Annotated in this window: 18 protein-coding genes; 10 read left to right on the top strand and 8 right to left on the bottom strand. The window is 34.8% G+C overall.

The genetic code is table 11. The features are described from left to right. Positions 1-50 precede the first annotated feature (50 nt). Genes glmS through DCO46_RS00775 form a run of 3 tightly spaced genes read right to left on the bottom strand, consistent with a single transcriptional unit; the run spans position 51 to position 4,359 of the window. The gene (gene glmS / locus DCO46_RS00785) at positions 51-1,901 is read right to left on the bottom strand and encodes a glutamine--fructose-6-phosphate transaminase (isomerizing) (RefSeq protein ID WP_116750688.1); all 1,851 of its coding nucleotides are present in this window, start codon (positions 1,899-1,901) and stop codon (positions 51-53) included. 9 nt (positions 1,902-1,910) lie between these two features. Beyond that, entirely contained in the window at positions 1,911-3,530 is a 1,620-nt protein-coding gene (locus DCO46_RS00780) for a DUF4270 domain-containing protein (protein ID WP_116750687.1), read from the bottom strand. A gap of 22 nt (positions 3,531-3,552) precedes the next feature. Beyond that, on the bottom strand, positions 3,553-4,359 hold the full coding sequence (locus DCO46_RS00775) for a glycogen/starch synthase (protein ID WP_116750686.1): 807 nt from the start codon (positions 4,357-4,359) through the stop codon (positions 3,553-3,555). Between the two features lie 78 nt (positions 4,360-4,437). Here DCO46_RS00775 and panC point away from each other — a divergent pair, with 78 nt between their 5' ends. The 5 genes from panC (at position 4,438) to DCO46_RS00750 (ending at position 10,382) form a co-directional block, all read left to right on the top strand. Continuing rightward, positions 4,438-5,316 carry a pantoate--beta-alanine ligase gene (panC, locus tag DCO46_RS00770; RefSeq protein ID WP_116750685.1) on the top strand — a complete coding sequence of 293 codons (879 nt, stop codon included), beginning with the start codon at positions 4,438-4,440 and terminating at the stop codon, positions 5,314-5,316. A 14-nt stretch (positions 5,317-5,330) separates the two neighbouring features. Then, a complete protein-coding gene (gene panD / locus DCO46_RS00765; RefSeq protein WP_116750684.1) occupies positions 5,331-5,681 on the top strand; it encodes an aspartate 1-decarboxylase in 351 nt (116 codons plus the stop codon). A 199-nt stretch (positions 5,682-5,880) separates the two neighbouring features. Then, the gene (locus DCO46_RS00760) at positions 5,881-7,032 is read left to right on the top strand and encodes an alpha/beta hydrolase (protein ID WP_116750683.1); all 1,152 of its coding nucleotides are present in this window, start codon (positions 5,881-5,883) and stop codon (positions 7,030-7,032) included. A 3-nt stretch (positions 7,033-7,035) separates the two neighbouring features. After that, positions 7,036-8,397: a DNA repair protein RadA gene (gene radA / locus DCO46_RS00755; RefSeq protein WP_116750682.1), complete on the top strand. Its 1,362-nt coding sequence runs from the start codon at positions 7,036-7,038 to the stop codon at positions 8,395-8,397. A 20-nt stretch (positions 8,398-8,417) separates the two neighbouring features. Then, on the top strand, positions 8,418-10,382 hold the full coding sequence (locus DCO46_RS00750) for a transglycosylase domain-containing protein (protein ID WP_116750681.1): 1,965 nt from the start codon (positions 8,418-8,420) through the stop codon (positions 10,380-10,382). A gap of 275 nt (positions 10,383-10,657) precedes the next feature. Here the strand turns inward: DCO46_RS00750 and DCO46_RS00745 are convergent, their stop codons facing one another. Both DCO46_RS00745 and DCO46_RS00740 read right to left on the bottom strand, forming a co-directional pair. Beyond that, entirely contained in the window at positions 10,658-11,407 is a 750-nt protein-coding gene (locus DCO46_RS00745; protein ID WP_116750680.1) for a LytR/AlgR family response regulator transcription factor, read from the bottom strand. Further along, entirely contained in the window at positions 11,404-13,227 is a 1,824-nt protein-coding gene (locus DCO46_RS00740; protein ID WP_243416226.1) for a histidine kinase, read from the bottom strand. Before DCO46_RS00740 ends, DCO46_RS00745 begins: the two co-directional genes overlap by 4 nt. 149 nt (positions 13,228-13,376) lie before the next feature. Between DCO46_RS00740 and DCO46_RS00735 the strand changes: the two genes are divergently transcribed. From DCO46_RS00735 to DCO46_RS00720, 4 genes are all read left to right on the top strand, one after another. Then, entirely contained in the window at positions 13,377-14,339 is a 963-nt protein-coding gene (locus tag DCO46_RS00735; protein WP_116750679.1) for an SIMPL domain-containing protein, read from the top strand. Between the two features lie 110 nt (positions 14,340-14,449). After that, positions 14,450-15,601, top strand: a complete 1,152-nt coding sequence (locus tag DCO46_RS00730) for a vWA domain-containing protein (RefSeq protein ID WP_116750678.1) — start codon at positions 14,450-14,452, stop codon at positions 15,599-15,601. A gap of 27 nt (positions 15,602-15,628) precedes the next feature. Further along, the gene (locus DCO46_RS00725) at positions 15,629-16,252 is read left to right on the top strand and encodes a murein L,D-transpeptidase catalytic domain-containing protein (RefSeq protein ID WP_116750694.1); all 624 of its coding nucleotides are present in this window, start codon (positions 15,629-15,631) and stop codon (positions 16,250-16,252) included. Between the two features lie 63 nt (positions 16,253-16,315). Then, the gene (locus DCO46_RS00720) at positions 16,316-17,956 is read left to right on the top strand and encodes a DUF4139 domain-containing protein (protein ID WP_116750677.1); all 1,641 of its coding nucleotides are present in this window, start codon (positions 16,316-16,318) and stop codon (positions 17,954-17,956) included. Positions 17,957-18,080: 124 nt separating this feature from the next. Here the strand turns inward: DCO46_RS00720 and DCO46_RS00715 are convergent, their stop codons facing one another. The 3 genes from DCO46_RS00715 to DCO46_RS00705 form a co-directional block, all read right to left on the bottom strand. After that, positions 18,081-19,118, bottom strand: a complete 1,038-nt coding sequence (locus DCO46_RS00715; protein ID WP_116750676.1) for an aldo/keto reductase — start codon at positions 19,116-19,118, stop codon at positions 18,081-18,083. A 352-nt stretch (positions 19,119-19,470) separates the two neighbouring features. Further along, complete coding sequence (locus DCO46_RS00710; RefSeq protein ID WP_116750675.1) at positions 19,471-20,415, bottom strand: flagellar motor protein MotB; 945 nt, start codon at positions 20,413-20,415, stop codon at positions 19,471-19,473. A 115-nt stretch (positions 20,416-20,530) separates the two neighbouring features. Continuing rightward, entirely contained in the window at positions 20,531-21,292 is a 762-nt protein-coding gene (locus DCO46_RS00705) for an exodeoxyribonuclease III (protein WP_116750674.1), read from the bottom strand. A gap of 120 nt (positions 21,293-21,412) precedes the next feature. Between DCO46_RS00705 and DCO46_RS00700 the strand changes: the two genes are divergently transcribed. Beyond that, positions 21,413-23,215, top strand: coding sequence for a GNAT family N-acyltransferase (locus tag DCO46_RS00700; protein ID WP_116750673.1), 1,803 nt, complete (start codon positions 21,413-21,415; stop codon positions 23,213-23,215). Positions 23,216-23,285: the final 70 nt, after the last annotated feature.

The following is a 23,285-nucleotide window of genomic DNA, read 5'->3' as shown; positions in this document are numbered from 1 at the left end:
AAAAAGCGAGACAGATGTCTCGCTTTTTTTATATAGAATATACTTTATTTTTACTCCACTGTAACCGATTTGGCCAAATTTCTTGGCTGATCAACATTACAACCTCTCATAACAGCAATGTAATAAGAAAGTAATTGTAATGGTATTGTTGTAATAAGAGGTGACAATGCATCTGAAGTTTCAGGAATTTCAATTACATAATCTGCAAGTTCTCGAACCTGAGTGTCTCCTTTTGTTACAACAGCAATGATTTTTCCACTACGGGATTTAATCTCCTGGATGTTACTTACAATTTTATCATAATGACCTTGTTTAGGGGCAATTACAATAACAGGCATTTGCTCATCAATTAAGGCAATTGGCCCGTGTTTCATTTCAGCAGCAGGATAGCCTTCTGCGTGAATATAAGAGATCTCTTTAAGTTTTAAAGCTCCTTCTAATGCAACCGGGAAATTATACCCCCTGCCTAAATAAAGACAGTTTGGAGCATCCTTAAATTTAGCAGCAATTTCTTTTGCTCTGTCGTTTGTTTCTAATGCTTCGGCTACTTTTTCAGGAATAATTTCTAACTCCTGCAAATAAGTATGGAAATCTGTATTTGACAAAGTTCCTTTAGCTTTTCCTAATCTCAAAGCAATCATGGTCAAAACCGTAATCTGAGTTGTAAAAGCTTTCGTTGAAGCTACTCCAATTTCAGGACCTGCGTGTGTATAAGCACCGGCATGGCTTTCTCTTGAAATAGACGAACCAACTACATTACAAACTCCAAAAACAAAAGCTCCATTTTCCTTTGCTAATTTTATAGCTGCCATTGTATCTGCAGTTTCTCCAGATTGGGAAATCGCAATTACAACGTCATTTTTATTAATGATTGGATTACGATATCTAAACTCTGAAGCGTATTCTACTTCAACAGGGATACGTGTAAATTCTTCAAAAATATACTCCGCTACCAAACCTGCATGCCATGAAGTACCGCAAGCCACAATTAGAATTCTCTGGGCATTTAGGAATTTTTCTAGATTATCTTCAACACCAGCCATCTGAACAATTCCTTCATTTGCATGAAGTCTTCCTCGGTAGGTATCTTTAATAACACTTGGCTGTTCGTAGATTTCCTTTAGCATGAAATGATCATAGCCTCCTTTTTCAATCTGCTCCAAATTCATTTGAAGTTCCTGAATATAAGGATCTACTAAAGAGTCATCTTTAATTTTTCTAACTTTAAGAGGCTTATGCAATCTAATGTTTGCCATCTCACCATCTTCAAGATAAATAGCGTTTGACGTATACTCAATAAAAGGTGATGCATCAGAGGCAATAAAAAATTCTCCTTCTCCAACTCCAATTGCCAATGGACTACCTAATCTGGCAGCCACAATTTCATTTGGATTTTTTTTATCAAATACTGCAATTGCGTATGCACCTACAACCTGATTTAAAGCGATCTGAACCGCTTTACCAAGTTTTATGTTTTCATTTTTCTGAACTTCCTCAATTAAGTTGACTAAAACCTCTGTATCAGTGTCAGATTTAAAAGTATAACCTCTTTTTATCAACTCTTCTTTAAGAGGAGCATAATTCTCAATAATTCCGTTGTGAATGATTACTAAATCACCTGAATTAGAAAGATGAGGATGCGAATTCACGTCATTTGGTACACCGTGGGTAGCCCAACGTGTATGACCAATTCCTATAGTTCCATTTGTAGTAAAACCTTCTTTTGCTTTTGCTTCAAGATCCGAAACTTTACCTTTTGTTTTACAAAGTTTGATACCCGTTTCCACATCATATAACATGACCCCAGCACTATCATATCCTCTGTATTCAAGCCGCTTTAATCCTTTAATAACTATAGGATAAGCCTCTCTGTGACCGATATATCCAACAATTCCACACATATATATTTATTAATTTGGTTTCGTGTAGTAAATTTCAAGCTTTAGTCTTTTTGCCTCCGGAACTGTAGATTTTCCTCCATACAATACCGTTCCTAACGGACTCATTACTGAAGCTCGTGGCGCATCTGTAATAACACTGCCTTTTAATTTTAATTTATTTGAGGCTGTGATACTTATACTTTCTGTCACAACCAAACCAAGTTTTACATTAACTGCATCTGTATTCTTAATAATATTACGAATATGATTCGTCAGCCTGAACTTGTATGTAGTTCCTTTTTTACTGGTCGCATCTACATTAATTATTCCACTATAGATAAGTTTTGACATTTTTGGATCAGATGTTACACTTGTGCTTCCATCTGCTGCGTAATCTACAATAGGAATATTATTTGTTAAATCATACAAATAAACTCTTTTAGGCTCACGAAGTCCTGCATCTTTATTTGGAATTCCGGCTATTTTATCAGAATCGATATGAAAAACTAAATTAGCCTCATTAACTAACCATTTTTTATCTCTTATTTCTGTTAATTTAGAAGCAAGACCATTAAGCTCAATTACAGCAAGAGAACCCTGCCCACCTTTCAAATAAAGTGATTCATCACCCTGTGTTACATTTGCAGATGTTAAAGCAGTTTGAAAAGCCGGTTTTTTTACATCCTTAGTCAGCCCTGCTGTTGCACCAGCTAGATTAATAACCAGACTTCTGGCTTCTGTAATCGTATCATTATCCGTTGTAATGTCAGTTTTAGCTCTGTATTTGATATTGATTTTACCTTTAGAAAAATCCAATAATGCCATATTACCTGGACTAGCACCAGATTTTTCAACTTTAAAATACAAACCTCTAAAGTATTCCTGAAAAACATCCGTGGTAGAAAGCTTTGTTGCTGCGGCATTCAAAATTTTAGTCTGAAAAAAAGTTTTATCTAAACTCAAACGCATTTCAGGTGCCACTCTTGTTGTAGTTTCAACACCGGTTGTTGCATCTTTTGTTACATCAGCATATTCTTTTGCGCTAAAAAAGAACTCGTCATTTTCAAACAAACCTCCATTATTTAAGCGATTACCTAATTTGTAGGTATTAAAGTTCACATATTTAGGATCTGTTGTCTGATCTTCATCTGTATAATACATTTGTGCGTTTTGAGACCCATTGTCAAAATACGAACTACGCATCTGAACCCCTGACTCATATACACTTAATTTGATTTTACCTGTTGGCGCTCCATATATTGAATCTAATGCATAAGTACTGCTTCCATCAGTATTTGTTGCTGTTACATGACTAAAATAGGGTATATTTAATGTAACACTTTTAATAACTGGTGCAGTACCAATAGAAGGTGCATAAGCAGCCAGCGAAACCTGAGTAGCATAACTAGCAGTACGTTCACTGAAAACACCATCATCATAAATCCCTAAACTATTTACCGCTAATCCGTTTGACTGAACAGGAGTTATTTCCTGAGTATACGCCAATACATCATAATCTTGAGACTCAAGTCCAAAATGATCATCTCCAATCAAATCATCGCCAACGGCATTAAAATCTTTATCACAAGAATATAAAAGAACAATTGGTACTATTAATAGTATTTTCTTAAAGAAAGAAGTATTATACATGTTTTATAATAATGTTAAAATTTTAGAGTCCTATAGTTTTATAGAAATTTGTATACGCTTCAGCGAATGCATCTTTCGCGGCGAAAGGTAAAAAAGGTTTTCCTGAAGATTCTATAAATTTTGTTAAACTTGAAGATACGTTTTCGGATGCAATAATGACACCATCAGAATGCAGGATACTGGCTCTTAGAATATTTTCATAATTAGGAGTCTCAAGATCAGCTACAGATTCATGTGGCACACCATCAAACTTCACTTTATTGATCATTTCCAAATCTAAATTTTCGTCAAAAGACTGTCCGTAAACAGAAGTGACAATTTTAGTTTCAGAAAATAAAGCCTCGTTTTTATAATAGTGTTTCATATAAATTGGAAGCATTGCCGCCAGCCAACCGTGAACATGAATAATGTCAGGCACCCAATTTAATTTTTTTACAGTTTCAACAACTCCTTTTGCAAAAAAGATCGCTCTTTCATCATTGTCCGGATACAAAACTCCTTCTTCGTCGGCAAAAGTTGCTTTTCGTTTAAAGTATTCATCATTATCAATAAAATAAACCTGAATTCTTTCTTTAGGAATTGAAGCTACCTTAATAATCAATGGCATATCTAAATCATTCACTACCAAATTCATTCCTGAAAGTCTAATTACTTCGTGTAGCTGATGTCTTCTTTCATTGATATTTCCATATCTTGGCATGAAAATTCTTATCTGACCTCCCTGATCATTAATCATTTTCGGAACGTCATAAGACATTAAAGAAACCTCATTTTCTGCCAAATAAGGCACGACTTCAGATGATACATATAATATCCTCTTATCTTTCATAATAGTATTTTACTTAATTTTTGGTAATAAAAACGTTGCAAAATTACAAAATTTTATGCAGTTATTAACTAATATATTATGTTTGCACTAAATTTTAATAATACCGCCATGCATATTTTCTACGGTAAAGTAGCTTTGATAGCTTATTTAAAAACTATCAAAACCACAAATTCGACCATCGGGTTTGTACCAACAATGGGCGCTTTACATCAGGGGCATCTGGCTTTAATGCAAAGATCTCTTAAAGAAAACGACGATACTGTAGTAAGTATTTTTGTAAACCCAACTCAATTTAATAACCCTGAAGATCTTGCAAAATACCCAAGAACCCTTGAAGAAGACGTAAAAAAGATGCGTGTCCTGAGCGACAAAATCATTTTGTACGCCCCATCTGTAGAGGATATTTATGAAGGAGATACTATTTCGCAGAATTTTGATTTTGACGGACTCGAAAATCAAATGGAAGGAAAATTCAGGCCCGGGCATTTTAATGGGGTCGGAACTATCGTAAAACGTCTTTTTGAAATCGTTACTCCCACAAATGCTTATTTTGGCGAGAAAGATTTCCAGCAATTGCAAATTGTCAAAAAACTGGTTGAAAAAAATAATTTACCTGTTAATATAGTTGGCTGCCCTATTTTCAGGGAAGAAAACCAACTGGCGATGAGTTCCCGTAATGAGCGCCTGACAGCCGAAGAAAGAAAAGAAGCTTCCATAATCTATAAAACTTTGACCGAAGCAAAAGAAATATTCCAGACCAATACTCCGGAAGAAACAATCGAATTTGTTAAAAATTCTTTCAAAGACAATGAAAAATTTGAACTGGAATATTTTGTTATTGCTGACGAATCTACATTATTATCTATCGATCACAAAAGTAAAGACAAAAAATACCGTGCATTTATAGCCGTATTTGTTAATTCTATAAGACTGATTGACACCATTTCATTAAATTAATTTACCTTTGCAACATGCAAATTCAAGTTATAAAATCAAAAATTCATCGTGTAAAAGTAACGGGTGCCGATTTAAACTATATCGGTAGTATTACTATTGACGAAACTTTACTGGAAGCTTCAAATATAATTGAAGGTGAAAAAGTATCTATTGTAAACATAAATAATGGCGAACGTTTTGAAACTTATGCTATTAAGGGAGAAAAAAATTCAGGTGAAATTACACTGAATGGCCCTGCAGCCAGAAAAGTTCAAAAAGACGATATCATCATTATTATATCCTATGCTACTCTGGAATTTGAAGAGGCAAAAACCTTCAAGCCATGGATTATTTTCCCTAATGAAAGTGATAATTCGCTGACTTAATACTTTTCTTTTTCCTTTTATTTCATTTCATCTGACTGAACTTTTCTGTCAGATTAGATTTTTTTTGCCTTTATCAAAGTAAATTCAGCAAAAAACCATATTACTTTTTTAAAATTCCGGGAATAATAAAAAAGCAAATAAAGTGTTATATTGCTACACTATTTCCAATACTTTTTAATTCACTGAAATACCCCAAATCATGAAAAAAGTTTACTTACTATTTACTTTAATTTCGATCTCTGTTTTTTCGCAGAAAAAATTTGACAATATTAAATCTGAGAAACTTGGAGAAGAAAGAAGAATAACAATCGGACTGCCTGCATCATACGAAGCTAATCCTGAAAAAAAATATCCTGTTTTATATTTATTAGATGGAGATTATTTATTTGATCCGTTTTCCGGAGCGTTAAGCTATGGTGCATATTGGGACGATTTGCCGGAAATGATTATAATTGGTGTACATCAGAATAAAGACGGGGAACGCTATGACGATTCAACTATTGACCAGAATACCGGATTGCCTTTTGAAAAAGGTTCAGAATTCTTTGAATTTGTAGGTGCTGAATTAGTTCCATACATCGAAAAAAAATACCGCACCTCGCCTTTCAGACTTATTGCCGGTCATGATATAACAGCAAGTTTTGTTAATTTTTATTTATATAAAGAAGTACCGCTTTTTAACGCTTACATCTGTTTCAGCCCGGAACTTGCCCCAAAAATGGAAGTACGAATTCCGGAAAAATTCGCAAAAATACAAGAGCCTTTCTTCTATTATCTTTCTGTTGCTGATGGGGACATCAAAAAAATCAAAGAGCCAATTGAAAAACTGGACAGTAATATTAAAATTGCAAATAATCCTTTAGTAAAGTACAAATTTGACAGTTTTAAAAATACAACACATTATACAGAAGTACTGCACTCAATTCCAAGCGCATTATATCATATTTTTGAAGCTTACAGACCTATAAACTCGGCTGAATATAATGATAAGATTGCTGTTCTTGAGACGGGTTATGCAGATTACCTTGAAAACAAATACAACACAATGTCTAAAGTTTTAGGAGTTCAGATTCCTGTTAGGATGAGTGATTTTAAAGTAATTGAAAATATTATCCTAAAGAAAAATGCTTACGACGAATTAGGCAAAATGGCTGAAATAGGAAATGTAAATTATCCTAAAGCAATGTTGGGAGAATACGAATTAGGATTGATGTACGAAAAAATGGGAGATCCGAAAAGAGCATCAAAAAAATACCAAAACGCTTCGCAAATGGAGCCAATTGGTGATTTGAACAAAGATTTGATGTATGAGAAAATCGACCAGATGAATACGCTTGCAAAAAAACCATAAATAATGTCAAAAGTTAAAACTTCCTTTTTTTGTCAAAATTGCGGAACTCAGTATGCCAAATGGCAAGGACAATGCAATGCCTGCAAAGAATGGAATACTATTGCCGAAGAAATTATCCAGAAACAGGAAAAAGTAGCCTGGAAAAGCGAGTCTGCACCAGTAGGTAAAGCACCACGGCCATTAAAAATCAATGAAATTGATTCGGCTCAGGAAGTTCGTATGGACACAACTGACGGCGAATTAAATCGTGTTTTAGGAGGCGGTATCGTTCCCGGATCGCTGACACTTCTGGGTGGCGAACCCGGAATCGGAAAAAGTACACTTTTACTTCAGATATCATTAAAACTTCCTTATAAAACACTTTATGTTTCCGGTGAAGAAAGTCAGAAGCAAATAAAAATGCGCGCTGAAAGAATCACACCCAACAGCGACAATTGTTATATACTGACGGAAACAAAAACACAAAATATTTTCAAGCAAATTGAAACTATTCAGCCGGAGATTGTCATTATTGATTCAATTCAGACACTTCATACGGATTATATCGAATCAACGGCCGGAAGCATTTCTCAAATAAGAGAAACCACAGCTGAGCTGATTAAATTTGCCAAGGAAAGTAATATTCCGGTTATTTTGATCGGACATATTACAAAAGACGGAAATATCGCCGGGCCAAAAATTCTGGAACATATGGTCGATACCGTTTTACAATTTGAAGGCGACCGAAATCACGTTTACCGAATTTTACGTTCTCTGAAAAACCGTTTCGGATCAACAGCAGAACTTGGAATTTATGAAATGCTGGGAAGTGGTTTGCGCGAAGTCAGCAATCCTTCTGAAATATTAATTTCACATAAAGACGAAGAATTGTCAGGAACGGCAATTGCCACAACTCTTGAGGGCATGCGTCCGTTAATGATCGAGATACAATCGCTTGTGAGTACTGCAGTTTACGGAACGCCGCAAAGAAGCACAACGGGTTACAATGCCAAAAGACTAAATATGATTTTGGCTGTTTTAGAAAAAAGAGCCGGTTTTCGTTTAGGAGCAAAAGACGTTTTCCTGAATGTTACAGGCGGAATTTCTGTAGATGACCCTGCAATTGATCTGGCCGTTGTCGCTGCAATTTTATCATCAAACGAAGATATTCCGGTGGGAAAAGGATTTTGTTTTGCCGGTGAAGTTGGATTATCAGGCGAAATTCGTCCCGTAAATCGTGTTGACCAAAGAATTCAGGAAGCCGAAAAACTGGGCTTCAACACTATATTTGTATCTAAATACAACAAAATTGCATTAAAAAATACAGGAATTAAAATCGAACTTGTCGCCAAAATTGAAGATGTGGCCGGGTTTCTTTTCGGTTAATTTTTTATAAAACCTACTTTATGAAATTTCCAAAACAAAAATTAATAAAAGCATTTTTAATACTTGCCCTGGTATTTGGAGTGCTTTTTTTAGGATTTTACTTTTTTCGCAATTCACTTTTAAAACAAGCTATTGCAAAAGTAACCCTTAAAATGAACACAGAATACAACAGTAAGTTTTCTGTAAAATCAGCTTCTTTTGATGGCTTATCCGGAATCAAACTGACTGATGTTATTTTAGTTCCAAATAATGCTGATACACTTTGCCACATTCAAAACATTGAAACCAGCATTAGCTTATCCAATTTACTAATTGGTGATGTTCAGGTGGGCACTTTAAAAGTCGACAATGGATATATTCAATTGGTTAAAAAAGGAAAGATCCGCAATTTTGATGCTTTCTTAAAAAGAGACAAATCAGATTCGGATACCAATGAAAAACGTAAATATGCCACTTTTGCCTATCGTATCATTTCAAAATTATTAAATCTGGTTCCAACTGATATGAAATTGGAAAACCTCAATTTCAAGATTGATGATAATGGCAAAAAAACCTCTATAGCGGTAAATAAACTGGTTTTAAACAACAAACAGCTTGAAACCAACTTACACGTACAAAGCAAGAATTTTGATCAGCGATGGAACATAAAAGGATTTGCAGATCCGCGAAATAAAAAAGCAGATATTCGTTTTTTTAATTTAGATACCGGAGCAATCAAAGTTCTGTATCTCGATGAGCGCTATAATCTAAAAGCAAGTTTTGATTCTATCAGGTTAAATGTGGCAAACATTGAAAAAGACGGAAGCGAATTGCATATTGACGGTTATACTTCGATTTCAAATTTAAAAATCAATCATCCTAAAATTGCCAGTAAAGATGTTGTCATAAAAAATGCACGCTTTGATTATCGCTTTTTATTAGGCGATGATTTCATTTCTATTGACAGCACCTCATCCATGCAGTTAAATAAAATTAAGGTTCGTCCTTATGTTTCTTATAATACTGAATCGGATACCGTTTATACTTTGAAAGTTGATATTCCGAAAATGAAGGCGCAGGATTTTATTGTTTCGCTGCCTGACGGATTATTTACCCATTTTCAGGGAATGGAAGCGACCGGTAATTTTGATTATAAACTGGATTTTAAATTCAATAAAAACAAACCAAATACGCTGGTTTTTGACAGTAAACTAAACAAAGAGAATTTAAAAATCACGAAATACGGAGAAGCTGATTTAAATAAATTAAACGGAGAATTTGTTTATCGCGCCATTATTCAAAATGTAATGCAAAGGCCAATTTTGGTTGGAAACTCAAATCCGAATTATACTCCGATTGACCAGATTTCGCCTTATTTAAGAAAATGCGTTTTAACGACGGAAGATCCATCGTTCTTTTCTCATCGCGGATTTATTAATGAAGCATTTAAACAATCGATCCTAAAAAATATCCGAACCAAAAAATTCTCACGCGGCGCCAGCACGATCAGTATGCAGCTGATTAAAAACGTCTTTTTGACACGCGAGAAAACGCTTTCGCGAAAGCTGGAAGAAATTTTATTGGTTTATATTCTGGAAAATAACCACATTGCCAGTAAAGAAAGAATGCTGGAAGTGTATTTTAATATTATTGAATGGGGGCCAAATGTTTACGGAATTGGCGAGGCAAGTCACTTTTATTTCCAGAAAAGTCCATCGGCTCTAAATGTAGATGAATGTTTATACCTGGCAACGATTATTCCGAAACCAAGAAAATTCATGTATCAGTTTAACGATGAAGGTAATCTGAAAGATTACGCCGTTAAAAATCAGAAATTCCTAAGAAATTTAATGTTCCGTCGGGGCTTATTAGTTCCTGAAGATACTATTGGCCTGCTTCCGGTTTATATTTCCGGAAATGCCCGTTCCTTATTGCGAATCAAAGCACCGGATTCTACAGCTGTCAAAAATGATTCTTTGTCTATAAGCGAGGAATTTGATTTGTAGTTTTTTGACTAAAAGAAACTATGTTTTTTTATCTCGCAAAGGCGCAGAGTCGCAAAGTTTTTTTTCATAGCTGCCAGAATTCAAGATAATAAGATTAAAAAGGCTTTAGCCAAACATTTAGTTTGACTAAAGCCTTTTTCTTTGAGTTATATTCTCACACAGCTAAAGCTGGAAACTATTCAATATAAAAATATAACCTTTGCGACTCTGCGCCTTTGCGAGATTATAACATCAACTTAGAAAAACTTAGTGCTTTAGAACTTTGTGGCAAAAAATCATTTAAAATTCTTTAAAAATTCTTCTTTATAAGTTGGGGAAACTTCAATTTCAGATCCATCATTTAATAGTATAATACCGCCTTTGTTATACGCTTTTACACAATTGATATTGATAATATGGGATTTGTGAACCCTTATGAATGGCAGAGGCAGAATTTCTGAAAAGTGTTTTAAAAAACGACACACCATTTTTTTTGTCCCGTTATTCAAATACAAGTCGGTAAAATTTCCGTTTCCGCGCAGGCGGACAATTTCTTCCATTTTCACAACTTCAAATCCTTCAAGAGTCGGCAGAATCACTTGTTGTTTTTCGGGTTTTGACTCATGAAAATTTTCGACAATAATTTTATTTCTGTTAAAGATCTCATGATTCATGATCTGGTGCTGCACTTTATTGACAGCAACAATCAATTCTTCGATACTTATTGGTTTTAGCAGATAATAGGCCGCGCTTTGGTTTAAGGCTTTTAGCGAATATTCAGAAAAAGCGGTTACAAATATGGTTTCAAAATGCAGGTCTTTACAGGCTTCCAAAACATCAAAAGCATTTCCGAAAGGCATTTCAACATCCAGAAAGACCAATTGTGGCTGAAGTTCGTGTAACAACGGAACTGCTTCTTTTATATTCTGCGCTTCGCCGACAACCTCAACCTGCGGGCAGTACTTACTCAGATAATTCTTAAGCACTTCACGTGCCGCCAGTTCATCTTCGACAATTACGCTTCTTATTTTCTGAAAAGTCATCATATTTTGTCAATTAATGGAAAAACAATTTCAACGATGGTTCCTTTCTCCTCACCTGTTTTTTCTGAAATCTGAAATGAAATATTCTTTTTATACAATTCGTTCAAAAGGTCAATTCGTTCTTTTGTATTGTTCAGACCGCGGGATTCGTAAATTTTCTGATTCGTTGTTTTGAGTTCACGGCTTTTGGTTAAACCAATTCCGTTATCATCAATGAGTACCACAATTTTTCCATTGATAAGCTGAAATTTAAGCGACAGAAACCCTTTTTGATCTAAATATCGTAATCCGTGCCAAATAGCATTTTCTAAATGCGGCTGCATAATCATATTCGGAACAAAAACCCTTTCAGCATCCAGAGCTTCATCGACAATGATTTCAAAATCGAATTTATCCTGAAAACGCAGATGTTCCAAATCCAGGTATTTCTTCAATTGTTCGACTTCCTTATCCAGGGAAATAAAATCTTTATTCGAATTTTCCATCATATTCCGCATCAGATTCGAATACGAGGTCAGGTATTTATTGGCTTCCAGTTCTTTATTTTCAGAAATAAACTGATTGACACTATTCAAACTGTTGAAAATAAAATGCGGGTTCATTTCCCGTCGAAGTGATTGAAGAGCAATTTCTTTGTTTTTGATTTTAATGGAATACAAAGCCTTCACAATAAATAAAAACAGAAGCAGTAATAAAACCACGGATCCAATCAGAAAATAATTGAAGGTATTTTTCTTTGAAATCAGTTCGTCTTTTAAAGTTTTCTCCTTTTCCAGCTGACGGATTTTATCCTCAGTAATCTGAAATGTTTTGGCATCGATCAAAGTAGTATCAGAACGAATCAGCTTTTCGAAGTTTTCAAAAAACTGCTCATACAACGCCATGCTTTCCTTATTCTGGCCTTTGTTTTTATAATATTGAATCAGGGAAGACAGGCTTTTTTTGGCTTCCGCCGAATTTCCTTTTTGAAACGATATATCATATGCCTGCTTTAGGGATGAAATGGCTTTTTCGGGTTCTTTTTTCTCAAAATAAAGAGATGACAGAGATTGCAGTTGTTTTATCTCGGCAGTGTAATCTTTATTTTTCCTGGCATCGCTCAGTAATTTTTCATTAATAGCAAGTGCTTTATCAAACTGATTATCTTCTACATAAACCTTTGCAATTTCATTTTTGATTTTAATAACGTCTTCCGGTTTATCTTTTGCATAAACTAATGCCTTTTTATAGCTTTCTATTGCAACTTTTTTATCTTTTAAGTCTAATGAATTTTGCGCTTTCTGCACATAAGCCTCAGAAACTTCTTTGGATTTCTTTTCTTTTTTGAGCAATTCGATGTTAGAATCTACATAATCTGTCTGACTTGCAGGATTTGATGCATTTTTAAGTCGGTTTGCGTCATTTATATTTATCTTTTCTTCAGAGACATCTTTTGCCAATGAACCTGCAACTTCATAATTTTTAATCGCCGAATCGAAGTTTTTCTGATTTTCCTGTGCTTTGGCCAGACTTCTTGTCACACGCGTTTTGTCTTCGGTGAGTTTTAATTTGGTGTAGCTGTTTAATGCTCTTTTAAAATATTCCTCTGCTTTGGCATTATCACTCTTATTTAAAAATTCATTGGCTAAATTTTCATAATTCTGAGCAATTTTTGCTTCATCATTTTCATCTAATGATTTGGATAAATCATCGGCTGCTTTACTGATTTTGGCCTGCTTGCTTTTTTCACTTTTCTGCACAGGAAATGCCTGCGCTACTGTTCGGTGCGGAAACAATAGTACTGCACAAAGCAAACTAAAACTAATTAAGAATTGACGTTTCACAAATACTTTATTTTAAAAGTGTAAAGTAACCTAATTTCAAATTCCTATCCTATATTTTTCACCAAGTCAAATGACCTGTTGACCCATTCTTCCAAAAATACGTTTTTTCGATCAATACATTTGATCCATAATTCTTAAAAACCATAATCATGAAAAAACTATCCTTTACCTTTTTAGCATTATTATTCTCTTCATTTGTAATCGGACAAGCTTCGGGAAATATCAATTATCAGAATCAGCAGCATTATCCGAACCAAACTATAAACATTGATTTTCCTCAAAATACTGATATTGTTGTAAGTGTAAAAGGCCTTGCAAACGTTAAGGCAGATGCTTACACAGCCATTTTCAGCACAACCCAAACCGGCAAAACAACGAAGGAAGTTAATGAATTAATTGATCAGAGAATTATGCAGTCTCTGAATGAAATTAAACTTAAAAAAGGTGTTGAAACCTTTGTTGACATGATTTCATTTGTTCCTGTTTATGAGTATGAAACTGAGAAAAAAGTTTTTAATCGCAAAACGTATAATGAAGTGCCTGCAGGATTTGAAGTAAAGAAAAACATTCATATAAAATACTCCGATCCCAGTCAGCTGAACGAGTTTATTTCAATTTTATCCAATAATGAAATCTATGATCTGGTACTGGTTGATTATTTCTCGAATACGTTAGAAACAGTTAAGAAAGAAATGGCGAACAAAGCTAAACTTATGGTGCAGGAAAAAATAAAAAACTATCAGGAACTGCTTGGAGAAACATTTGCAAATGCTGAAAAAAGAATCGCCGATGGTTATATGGTAAATGTACCTGTTGAAATGCACAAATCATATGAAGCTTATAACAGTTCTTCCTTAAACTTAAAAAGGGCAGCAAACATCAATCAGGTTAACAAATCTGTGACACTTTATTACCAGCCGGTATTAAACAAAGAGTTTGATTTTGTAATTAACCCTGCTGTATTAGAACCTGTTATTCAGATTCAATATGAAATTAAAATAGTAATCAACAAAGAAAAGAAACAGGTAAAAACAGATAAAGAGCTTATTCTGGTTACACCAAATGGTGATTTAAAAACACTTAATATGAATACTTCCAGACAAAACTATTAATCAGGCGATAATATTTCACCAAGTCAAAATGCTGTTTCACCATTTGTCCGGAAAACGTGCTTTTTAAGTTTTTAAGTTTGGTCTGTAATCATCCAATTAAAACTAAAATTATGAAATCAAATCTTTTTATCACAGCGCTTTTTACTGCAGTAATTTCTTTGGGCTTTAATTCTTCAGAAGCAAATTCAAAATACAGAACTAAAATCGAAAAACCTGCAGAAAACACTAAAATACAGGTGGCTCTTTTGCTGGACACATCAAGCAGTATGGACGGATTAATCGATCAGGCGAAATCAAGATTGTGGAATATCGTGAATACTTTGACAACTTTAAAATACGATGGAAAAACACCGGATATCGAAATTGCCTTATACGAATATGGCAATGACGGCTTATCGCAAAAATCAAATTATATCCGACAAATAACTCCTCTTTCGACCGATTTAGATCTGATTTCAGAAAAATTGTTTGCACTCAGAACCAACGGCGGAAATGAATACTGCGGTGCTGTCATTCAGGATGCGACAAAACAGTTACAATGGGCAAAAGAAAGCAATAACATGAAACTGATTTATATTGCCGGAAATGAAGAATTTAATCAGGGTGGTGTGAACTACAAAGAAGCCATCAGCAATGCCCTGAAAAATGATATTTATGTGAATACTATTTTTTGCGGGGATAAAAAGGAAGGCATCAGTATTTTATGGAAAGATGGTGCCGATTACGGAAAAGGCAAATATTTTAACATTGATGCCAATCAGGCTGTAGAATATATTGCAACACCTTATGATGAGGAAATCTCAAAATGTGATGAAAAAATAAACAAAACGTATATCAATTACGGAGCAAAAGGAGCAGCAAAAAAAATGAATCAGGTAACGCAGGACCAAAATGCCAAAAAAGTTTCGGCTGCCAATTATACGGACCGCGCCGTGAGCAAATCAAAAGCGGTTTATAAAAATGAAAGCTGGGATCTGGTTGACAAAGTAAAAGATGATGCAGGAGCGATTTCAAAACTAAAAAAAGAAGAACTCCCAGTGGAACTTCAGAATAAATCGACCGCAGAACTTCAGCAAATAGTGACTGAAAAAACAAAAGAAAGAGAAACCATTCAGAAAGAAATTAGTGTCCTGGCCAAAAAACGCCAGCAATTTATTGACACTGAATCTAAAAAAACGAAAAAACAAGATGATTTGGGCAATACGATTAATACCTCGATTGTAGCTTTTGCAAAAGTGAAAGGGTATACGGTTGAGAAATAAATGATGTCGAAATTCAATCTTTTAAAAATGAAAAAGAGCATTTTCATCTTGCTTTTGACTGGCTTTTCCTGTGTGCTTCTGGCTTGCAGAAATGACAACGAAAAGCCATCAAAAATTATAAATTCAAAACCGGTTTATTCTTATGAAGAGAAATTAAAAAGTGAGATTACTGAAATCAGGAGTTTTTTGGGGAAAACGCCTAAATACAATTCAGATATTGCTTTCTTTTTAGATATGAAAATAGAATCAGGAAGAAATCGGTTTTTTATTTACGATTTAAAAAACAGCAAATTAGTCAGTAAAGGATTAGTGGGTCACGGCTCCGGTTCTGAAACAGGAATTCCGGGACAACTTCAATTCAGCAATACCAAAAATTCCAATTGCAGTTCATTAGGAAAATATGCCATTGGCGGTTCTTATTCGGGAAGATTCGGGAAAGCTTATAAGCTTTACGGTTTAGACAAAACCAACAGTAATGCATTTGACAGAAATGTAGTGCTTCATAAATATATTGACGTTCCTTTTGAAGAACAATCATACCCGATTTGCAACAGTCTGGGATGCCCGATGGTGAATGAGAAGTTTTTTGCCGTACTGGAGAAAACAATTGACAATTCTAAAAAGAAAATAATCCTTGTAATGTATTATTAAATCAATTCATCTTTTGATATTTGTAATCTCTGTCTTTCAAAAAAAATAATTAAATATAAACCGATGACTAAAAAACAAGCCACAGCACTTTTACTCTTAATGGTCACTTTTGCTTTTGCGCAAAAACCCATTTTTACAACTGCCAAAGTAAAAGCCGCAACCGTATATTTTAATGCCGCCGAATTATCTCAAACTGCAAGCGCAACAATACCTGCCGGTGCAAGCGAGATTGTAATCAAAAATGTGGCGGTAAATTTAAATGAAAGTTCAATACAGATTGGAGCACCTGCGAGTGTAACTGTCCTTTCGGTTCAGTTTACCAATAATTATATTTCTGAATATGAAACGGATGCTAAATCACCGGCACTTAAAATAGTGCGTGACAGTATTGTTTTGGTTCAGAAGGAAATTCAGAAAGTGAATAATACGATTAATTCGGAAAACAAAACGATTCAGCTTCTAGATAAAAACCAACAGATTTCAGGCATAAATTCTGGTTTGAACGTAACCGAGTTAATGAAAATGGTGGAGTATTATAAAAACAAGCAAATTGAAATTGCCAACAACATCAACACACTTACTGAGAAACAACAAAAACTGAATGAAACATTACGAAAACTCAATAACAAACTTGAAGTCAATGCGAATAAAGAAGAAAAAACATCGTCAGGAAAACTTGTTTTGCAGGTAATGAACCAGACGGCCGGAATTATTCCGTTTGACATTTCGTATTTGACCAATAATGCAGGCTGGACACCTTTTTATGATTTACGCGCCGAAAGCGTTACTTCGCCGATTAATATGATGTATAAAGCTCAGGTAGCCCAAAACACCGGAATCGACTGGAAAAAAGTAAAACTAACTTTGTCAAGCGGCATTCCAAATCAAAACAATCAGGCGCCAATATTGAGTTCATGGTTTCTGGCCAATCAGGTATATAATGATGAAGTTGTTGTTACTGGTTATGGAACGACGAAGAAAAGAAATCAGATACAGGGAAGTCTTGCAAAAGTAAAAATGGCGGATCAATCTATGGAAATGGCGGCTCCGATAATGGAAGAATCATCCGTTTCTAATTATACAACTGTAGCAGAAAATCAGCTTAATATTTCTTTTGATATTGATATTCCGTATGATATTTTATCGAATGGAAAAATACACAGTGTTTCTTTAAAAGAAATAAAACTGCCGGCTTCATATAAATATTATTCGGTTCCAAAAGTCGAAAATGAAGCTTTTCTGCTTGCAGAAATTGCCGATTACAGCAAATACAATTTACTGAGAGGCGAAGCTAATATCATTTTTGAAGGCATGTATGTTGGTAAAACTTTTATCGAGCCGAACCAAACCGGAGATACTTTAAACCTGAGCATGGGACGAGATAAAAAAGTATCGATCAAACGTGAAAAAGTCGCTGATAAATCGGGAACTAAATTTTTATCTGCCAAAAAAGAACAGACTTTTACTTTTGATATTACAGTAAGAAACAATAAAAAAGAAGCAGTCGAATTGTTATTGAAAGACCAATATCCGCTCAGCACCAATAAAGAAATTGAAGTAGAATTACTGCAAAGTGACGGTGCTAAAATAAATACCGAAACCGGAATCCTGACCTGGCAATTGCAGTTGAAACCTAATGAAAACAAGAAATTCAGAATTAGTTACAGAGTGAAATACCCAAAAGACCAGATTTTGAACTTATAAACAGATAACATTTTAAACACGAATTCCACAAATTAACACAGATCAATCCGTGAAAATTTATGGAATTCGTATTTATAAAAGGCCTTCTCCCAAAGCCTCGGGATCGCTCAGGCTGACATTCGGATTACGGCGCAGGATCTGGAATAATTGCCTGAACATGATTGATTTCGGCTATAATTTCTTTTGATAAAACCACATCAATTGTGGCGATATTTTCTTTTAACTGATCCATTGTTGTTGCTCCAATAATGGCACTTGTCAAAAATGGCTGTTGTAAAACGAATCCCATTGCCAGCTCCGTCAATGTTAATCCATGTTTTTTAGCAATTTCCTGATACAATTTTGTTGCCTGCGTGCATTGTTCGCTTTTATAACGAGTATATTGTGGAAAAAGATTAACTCTCGCATTTGGATGTGCTTCGCCAGTTAAAAATTTACCCGTTAAAACTCCGAATGCTAAAGGTGAATAAGCCAGTAAACCAACATTCTCATATTTTGAAACTTCAGCAGAGCCCACTTCAAAAAGTCGGTTCAATAAATTATACGGATTTTGAACGGTTTTGATTCTTGGAAGGTTTTGATATTTGCTTTCTTCTAAAAGACGCATCATTCCCCAGGCATTTTCATTTGAAACCCCAATATGTTTTATTTTTCCTTCTTTGATCAATACATCAAATGTTTCTAATGTTTCTCTAAAGCTGTCTTCCCAGACATCATCATGACCATTGAAACCACGCTGACCAAAATAATTGGTTTTGCGTTCCGGCCAGTGCATTTGGTACAAATCGATATAATCGGTTTGAAGGCGTTTTAAGCTGTTTTCAACCGCATACTTAATACTTACGGGAGAAAAATCCAATTTTTCACGCATATAACCAAAATTCGCGTTCGGACCTGCGATTTTAGATGCTAAAACCACTTTATCTCGATTTCCTGATTTTTTAAACCAGGTTCCGATAATTTTTTCTGTACTTCCATAAGTTTCCTGACGTGCCGGAACCGAATACATTTCGGCAGTATCAAAGAAGTTAATCCCTCTTTCGAGGGCATAATCCATCTGGGCATGCCCCTCGGCTTCTGTATTTTGCTGACCGAAAGTCATCGTTCCAAGGTTGATTTTACTAACTTTTATATCGGTATTGGGTAATGTAGTGTATTTCATTTACTAAGGTTCTGAGTTGCTGAGATTCTAAGGTTCTAAGTTTACCTTCTTTTTAATAATAACTTTCCAAAGGTACAAAGTGATTTTTCAATTCAGAATTTGACAAAAGTTAAAAAAACTACAAGGTTTTTTTGAGGTGCTAAGATAGTAAGCTAAATTTATGGTGATTTATCTCTCCAGCAAGTTTCCAAAACCTTGCAGATATAGATTATTTTTTCTGAAGCAACTAAACCTACAAGGTTTTGAAAACCTTGCAGGACAAAAAAAAGGTTCAAAGTTTTACTTTGAACCTTTTTTATAAATCTTAGAATCTCAAAACCTTAGAATCTCAGCAACTCAGTACCTTAGTCCCTTAATTAATACTATTAAGCATTTCAGCGATTTCATCTAATCTAGGAGTTAAGATGATTTCGATTCTACGGTTTTTAGCTTTTCCTTCCGGAGTTGCATTGCTGGCCAAAGGAGAAAATTCACTACGTCCGGCAGCCGTTAATTTTTGCTTATTGATTTTATTATTTTCACTTAAAATTGCTACAATAGCGGTTGCTCTTTTTGTAGATAAATCCCAGTTATTTGCGATTGGTCCTGAACCTGCGTACGGATCATCGTCTGTATGTCCTTCAATAAGAACAGAAAGATCCGGATTATCACCCAAAACTTTTCCAAGTTCTACAACAGCTCTTCTTCCTTCTGTACCAACAGCCCAGCTTCCTGAGTTGAAAAGCAGTTTGTTTTCCATCGAAACATAAACTTTCCCATTTTTCTGTTCTACAGTAAGACCTTTACCTTCAAAACCATTTAATGCTTTAGATAAAGTTTCTTTTAATTTTTTCATTGCAGCTTCTTTTGCGGCAATCATATCTTCAAGTTCTTTCAGACGATTTGCCGTTTTATCCAAGCGCGCCTGTTCATCAGCTAATTTCTTAGATTTTGCTTCTAATTGTGCCAGTAATTCACGGTTTTTAGCCATATTACTTTCAAGCGCATCATTGCTGTTTTTCTCAAGAGCGTTGTATGAATCCTGAAGTACTTTGTATTTTTTTTGTTCCGCTGCAAGATCTGCTTTTTGTCTGGCAAGATCATCTTTCGTACTGGCAAGATCTTTTGTTAACTTATCACGATCCAGTTCCAATTGATTTTTAGCCGTTTTTAAGTCGGCATTTTCATCAGCGATAGAGCGGTTTTCTTTTTTCAGATCTGAATATTTTGATTCAAGATCGTTGTAAATCTTTTTAGAAACACAGGAAGTTGCAGAGAGGGCAACTACCAGCAATCCAATTGAGGCTTTTTTAATCATTTTATTAGTTGTTTTTATTGGGGCGTTAATATATTTTAAGGTTCGAATTCCTCTTTCGTTTTAATGATTGATCGAATTCAAAACTGTTTTTCTTTCAACAATAACAATACCAAAATTATTCAATCTCAACCAAAACCGGACAATGGTCAGAATGTACTGCGTCCGGCAAAATAACGGCACGCTTTAATCTGTGCTGCATAGAATTGCTTACCAGGTTATAATCAATACGCCATCCCTTATTATTTCCGCGGGCTCCCGCCCTGTAACTCCACCACGAATAATGATGAGGGTCTTTATTGAAATGACGGAAGCTGTCAATAAAACCAGATTTCATAAAAGCATCCAGCCACGCACGTTCCTGCGGCAAAAATCCTGAAACAGTTTTGTTACGAACAGGGTCATGAATATCTATAGCTTCGTGGCAAATGTTGTAATCTCCGCAAATGATCAGATTCGGGATTGTAAGTTTGAGCTCGTTTATATACAACTGAAAATCATCCATAAACATAAATTTATGATCCAGTCTTTCGATATTAGTTCCTGACGGAAGATACAGGCTCATTACCGAACAATCATCGAAATCAGCACGAAGGTTGCGGCCTTCAAAATCCATGTGTTGAATTCCGGTTCCGTAAACAACATTGTTTGGTTTTATTTTGGATAATATAGCAACTCCGCTATATCCTTTTTTTGTAGCAGGATAATAATATTGATAAGGGTATCCGGCATCAGTAATTGCATCTGTCGGAATTTGCTCCTGAGTGGCTTTTATTTCCTGAAGACAAATAACATCCGGGTTTGAATGTCTTAACCATTCGATAAATCCTTTTGAAATTGCGGCTCTGATTCCGTTTACATTATAAGAAATGATTTTCATTACAGTTTTTTTTTTAGGATTTCAAATGTAATAAAAAAGTGGAAAGTTTATGTTTGAAACTACAAAAAGTAGAGTTTTTTGTTATCTTTGTTCGCTGCTCTAATAAATTAAAAATAGTACATGGGTTTAGTTACCGCGAAAGAAGTTGCAAAGGCAATAAATGTTGACAAGTACGGAGTACTGGGTACTTTTTCGGGCTGGATGCTTATGAAGGTTCTTAAGATATCTACCCTGAACAAGATTTATGACCATAATAAACATTTAGAGGACGTTGCATTTTTAAACGGAATTTTGGATGAAATGGAAATTAAATTCGAAATTCCTGAAGAAGATTTAAAACGCTTACCAAAAGATGGCGCCTATATTACCATCTCAAACCATCCGCTTGGAGGAATTGATGGCATTTTATTATTGAAATTAATGCTTGAAAGAGAACCTAATTTCAAAATTATCGCCAATTTTTTACTGCACCGAATTGTTCCGCTAAAAAAATACATTATGCCTGTCAATCCTTTTGAAAATCATAAGGATGCAAAATCAAGTGTAGTCGGGATTAAGGAAACTTTACGCCATTTGAGTGATGGTAAACCTTTAGGGATTTTTCCTGCCGGTGAAGTTTCGACTTATAAAGACGGAAAATTAGTAGTTGACAAACCATGGGAAGAAGGTGCCCTGAAACTAATCAGGAAAGCAAAAGTTCCGGTTGTACCGATTTATTTTCACGCAAAAAACAGCCGATTATTTTACTGGCTTTCTAAAATTGATGACACTCTGCGTACAGCAAAACTGCCATCTGAATTGCTTACGCAAAAAGATCGTGTAATTAAAGTTCGTATTGGTAAACCAATTTCTGTCAATGAGCAAAACGAAATTGAATCTTTCGAAGAATATTCAGAATTCTTAAGAAAGAAAACTTATATGCTGGCAAATCCTTTTGAAAAGGACACCAAACTGATTGATACTGCCAGTCTTAAAATTCCGAAAGCGCCTAAAAAAATCGTTACGCCTGCGAACGAATTAAAAATGATTGATGAAGTTAATGCTTTGAGAAACAGCGATTGCCGCTTATTGCAAAGTAAAAACTATGAAGTCTTTTTTGCCAGAGCAAAAGAAATTCCGAATGTCCTTCATGAAATTGGCCGTTTACGTGAAATTACTTTCCGCGAAGTCGGTGAAGGAACCAACGAATCTATCGACATTGATAAATTTGACCAATATTATCACCATATGTTTTTATGGGATGATGATACAAAAAAAATCGCCGGTGCTTACCGCATGGGGTTAGGTTCTGAAATTTACCCAAAATACGGAATTGAAGGTTTTTATCTGAATGACCTTTTCAGGTTTGAACCGGAATTGCATGATATGATGCACAAATCCATCGAAATGGGACGTGCTTTCATTATCAGGGATTATCAGCAAAAACCAATGCCTTTATTCCTGTTATGGAAAGGTATTATCCATACAACGTTACGTTACCCGGAACACAAATATTTATTAGGTGGTGTAAGTATAAGCAATCAGTTTTCTGATTTCTCTAAATCATTAATGATTGAGTTTATGAAATCCAATTATTATGACCCGTACATTGCACAATACATCCATCCAAAGAAAGCCTATAAAGTAAAACTGAAAGATGCTGATAAGGATTTTATCTTTGATGAGGCTGAATCTGACTTAAATAAATTCGACAAAATCATTGATGAGTTAGAGCCTGGAAATTTACGTTTGCCTGTTTTAATTAAGAAGTATATCAAACAAAATGCAAGAGTGGTAGCTTTTAACGTTGACCCGTTATTTAATAACGCCATAGACGGCTTAATGTACATCAGAATCGCTGATATTCCCGAAAGCACTATGAAACCTGTAATAGAGGAATTTCAAATAGAATTAGAGCGCAAATTATCTGAAAAAGAAGATTAGGCAAGCTTAACATAAAAACAAAAACCCGTTTCGAATGAAACGGGTTTTTTATTACAATTTTTTTTAAAGA

It is taken from the genome of Flavobacterium sp. HTF (assembly GCF_003105115.1).
In the GTDB taxonomy this organism is placed as follows: Bacteria; Bacteroidota; Bacteroidia; order Flavobacteriales; family Flavobacteriaceae; genus Flavobacterium.
This window is presented reverse-complemented; position numbering and strand designations above follow the sequence as displayed.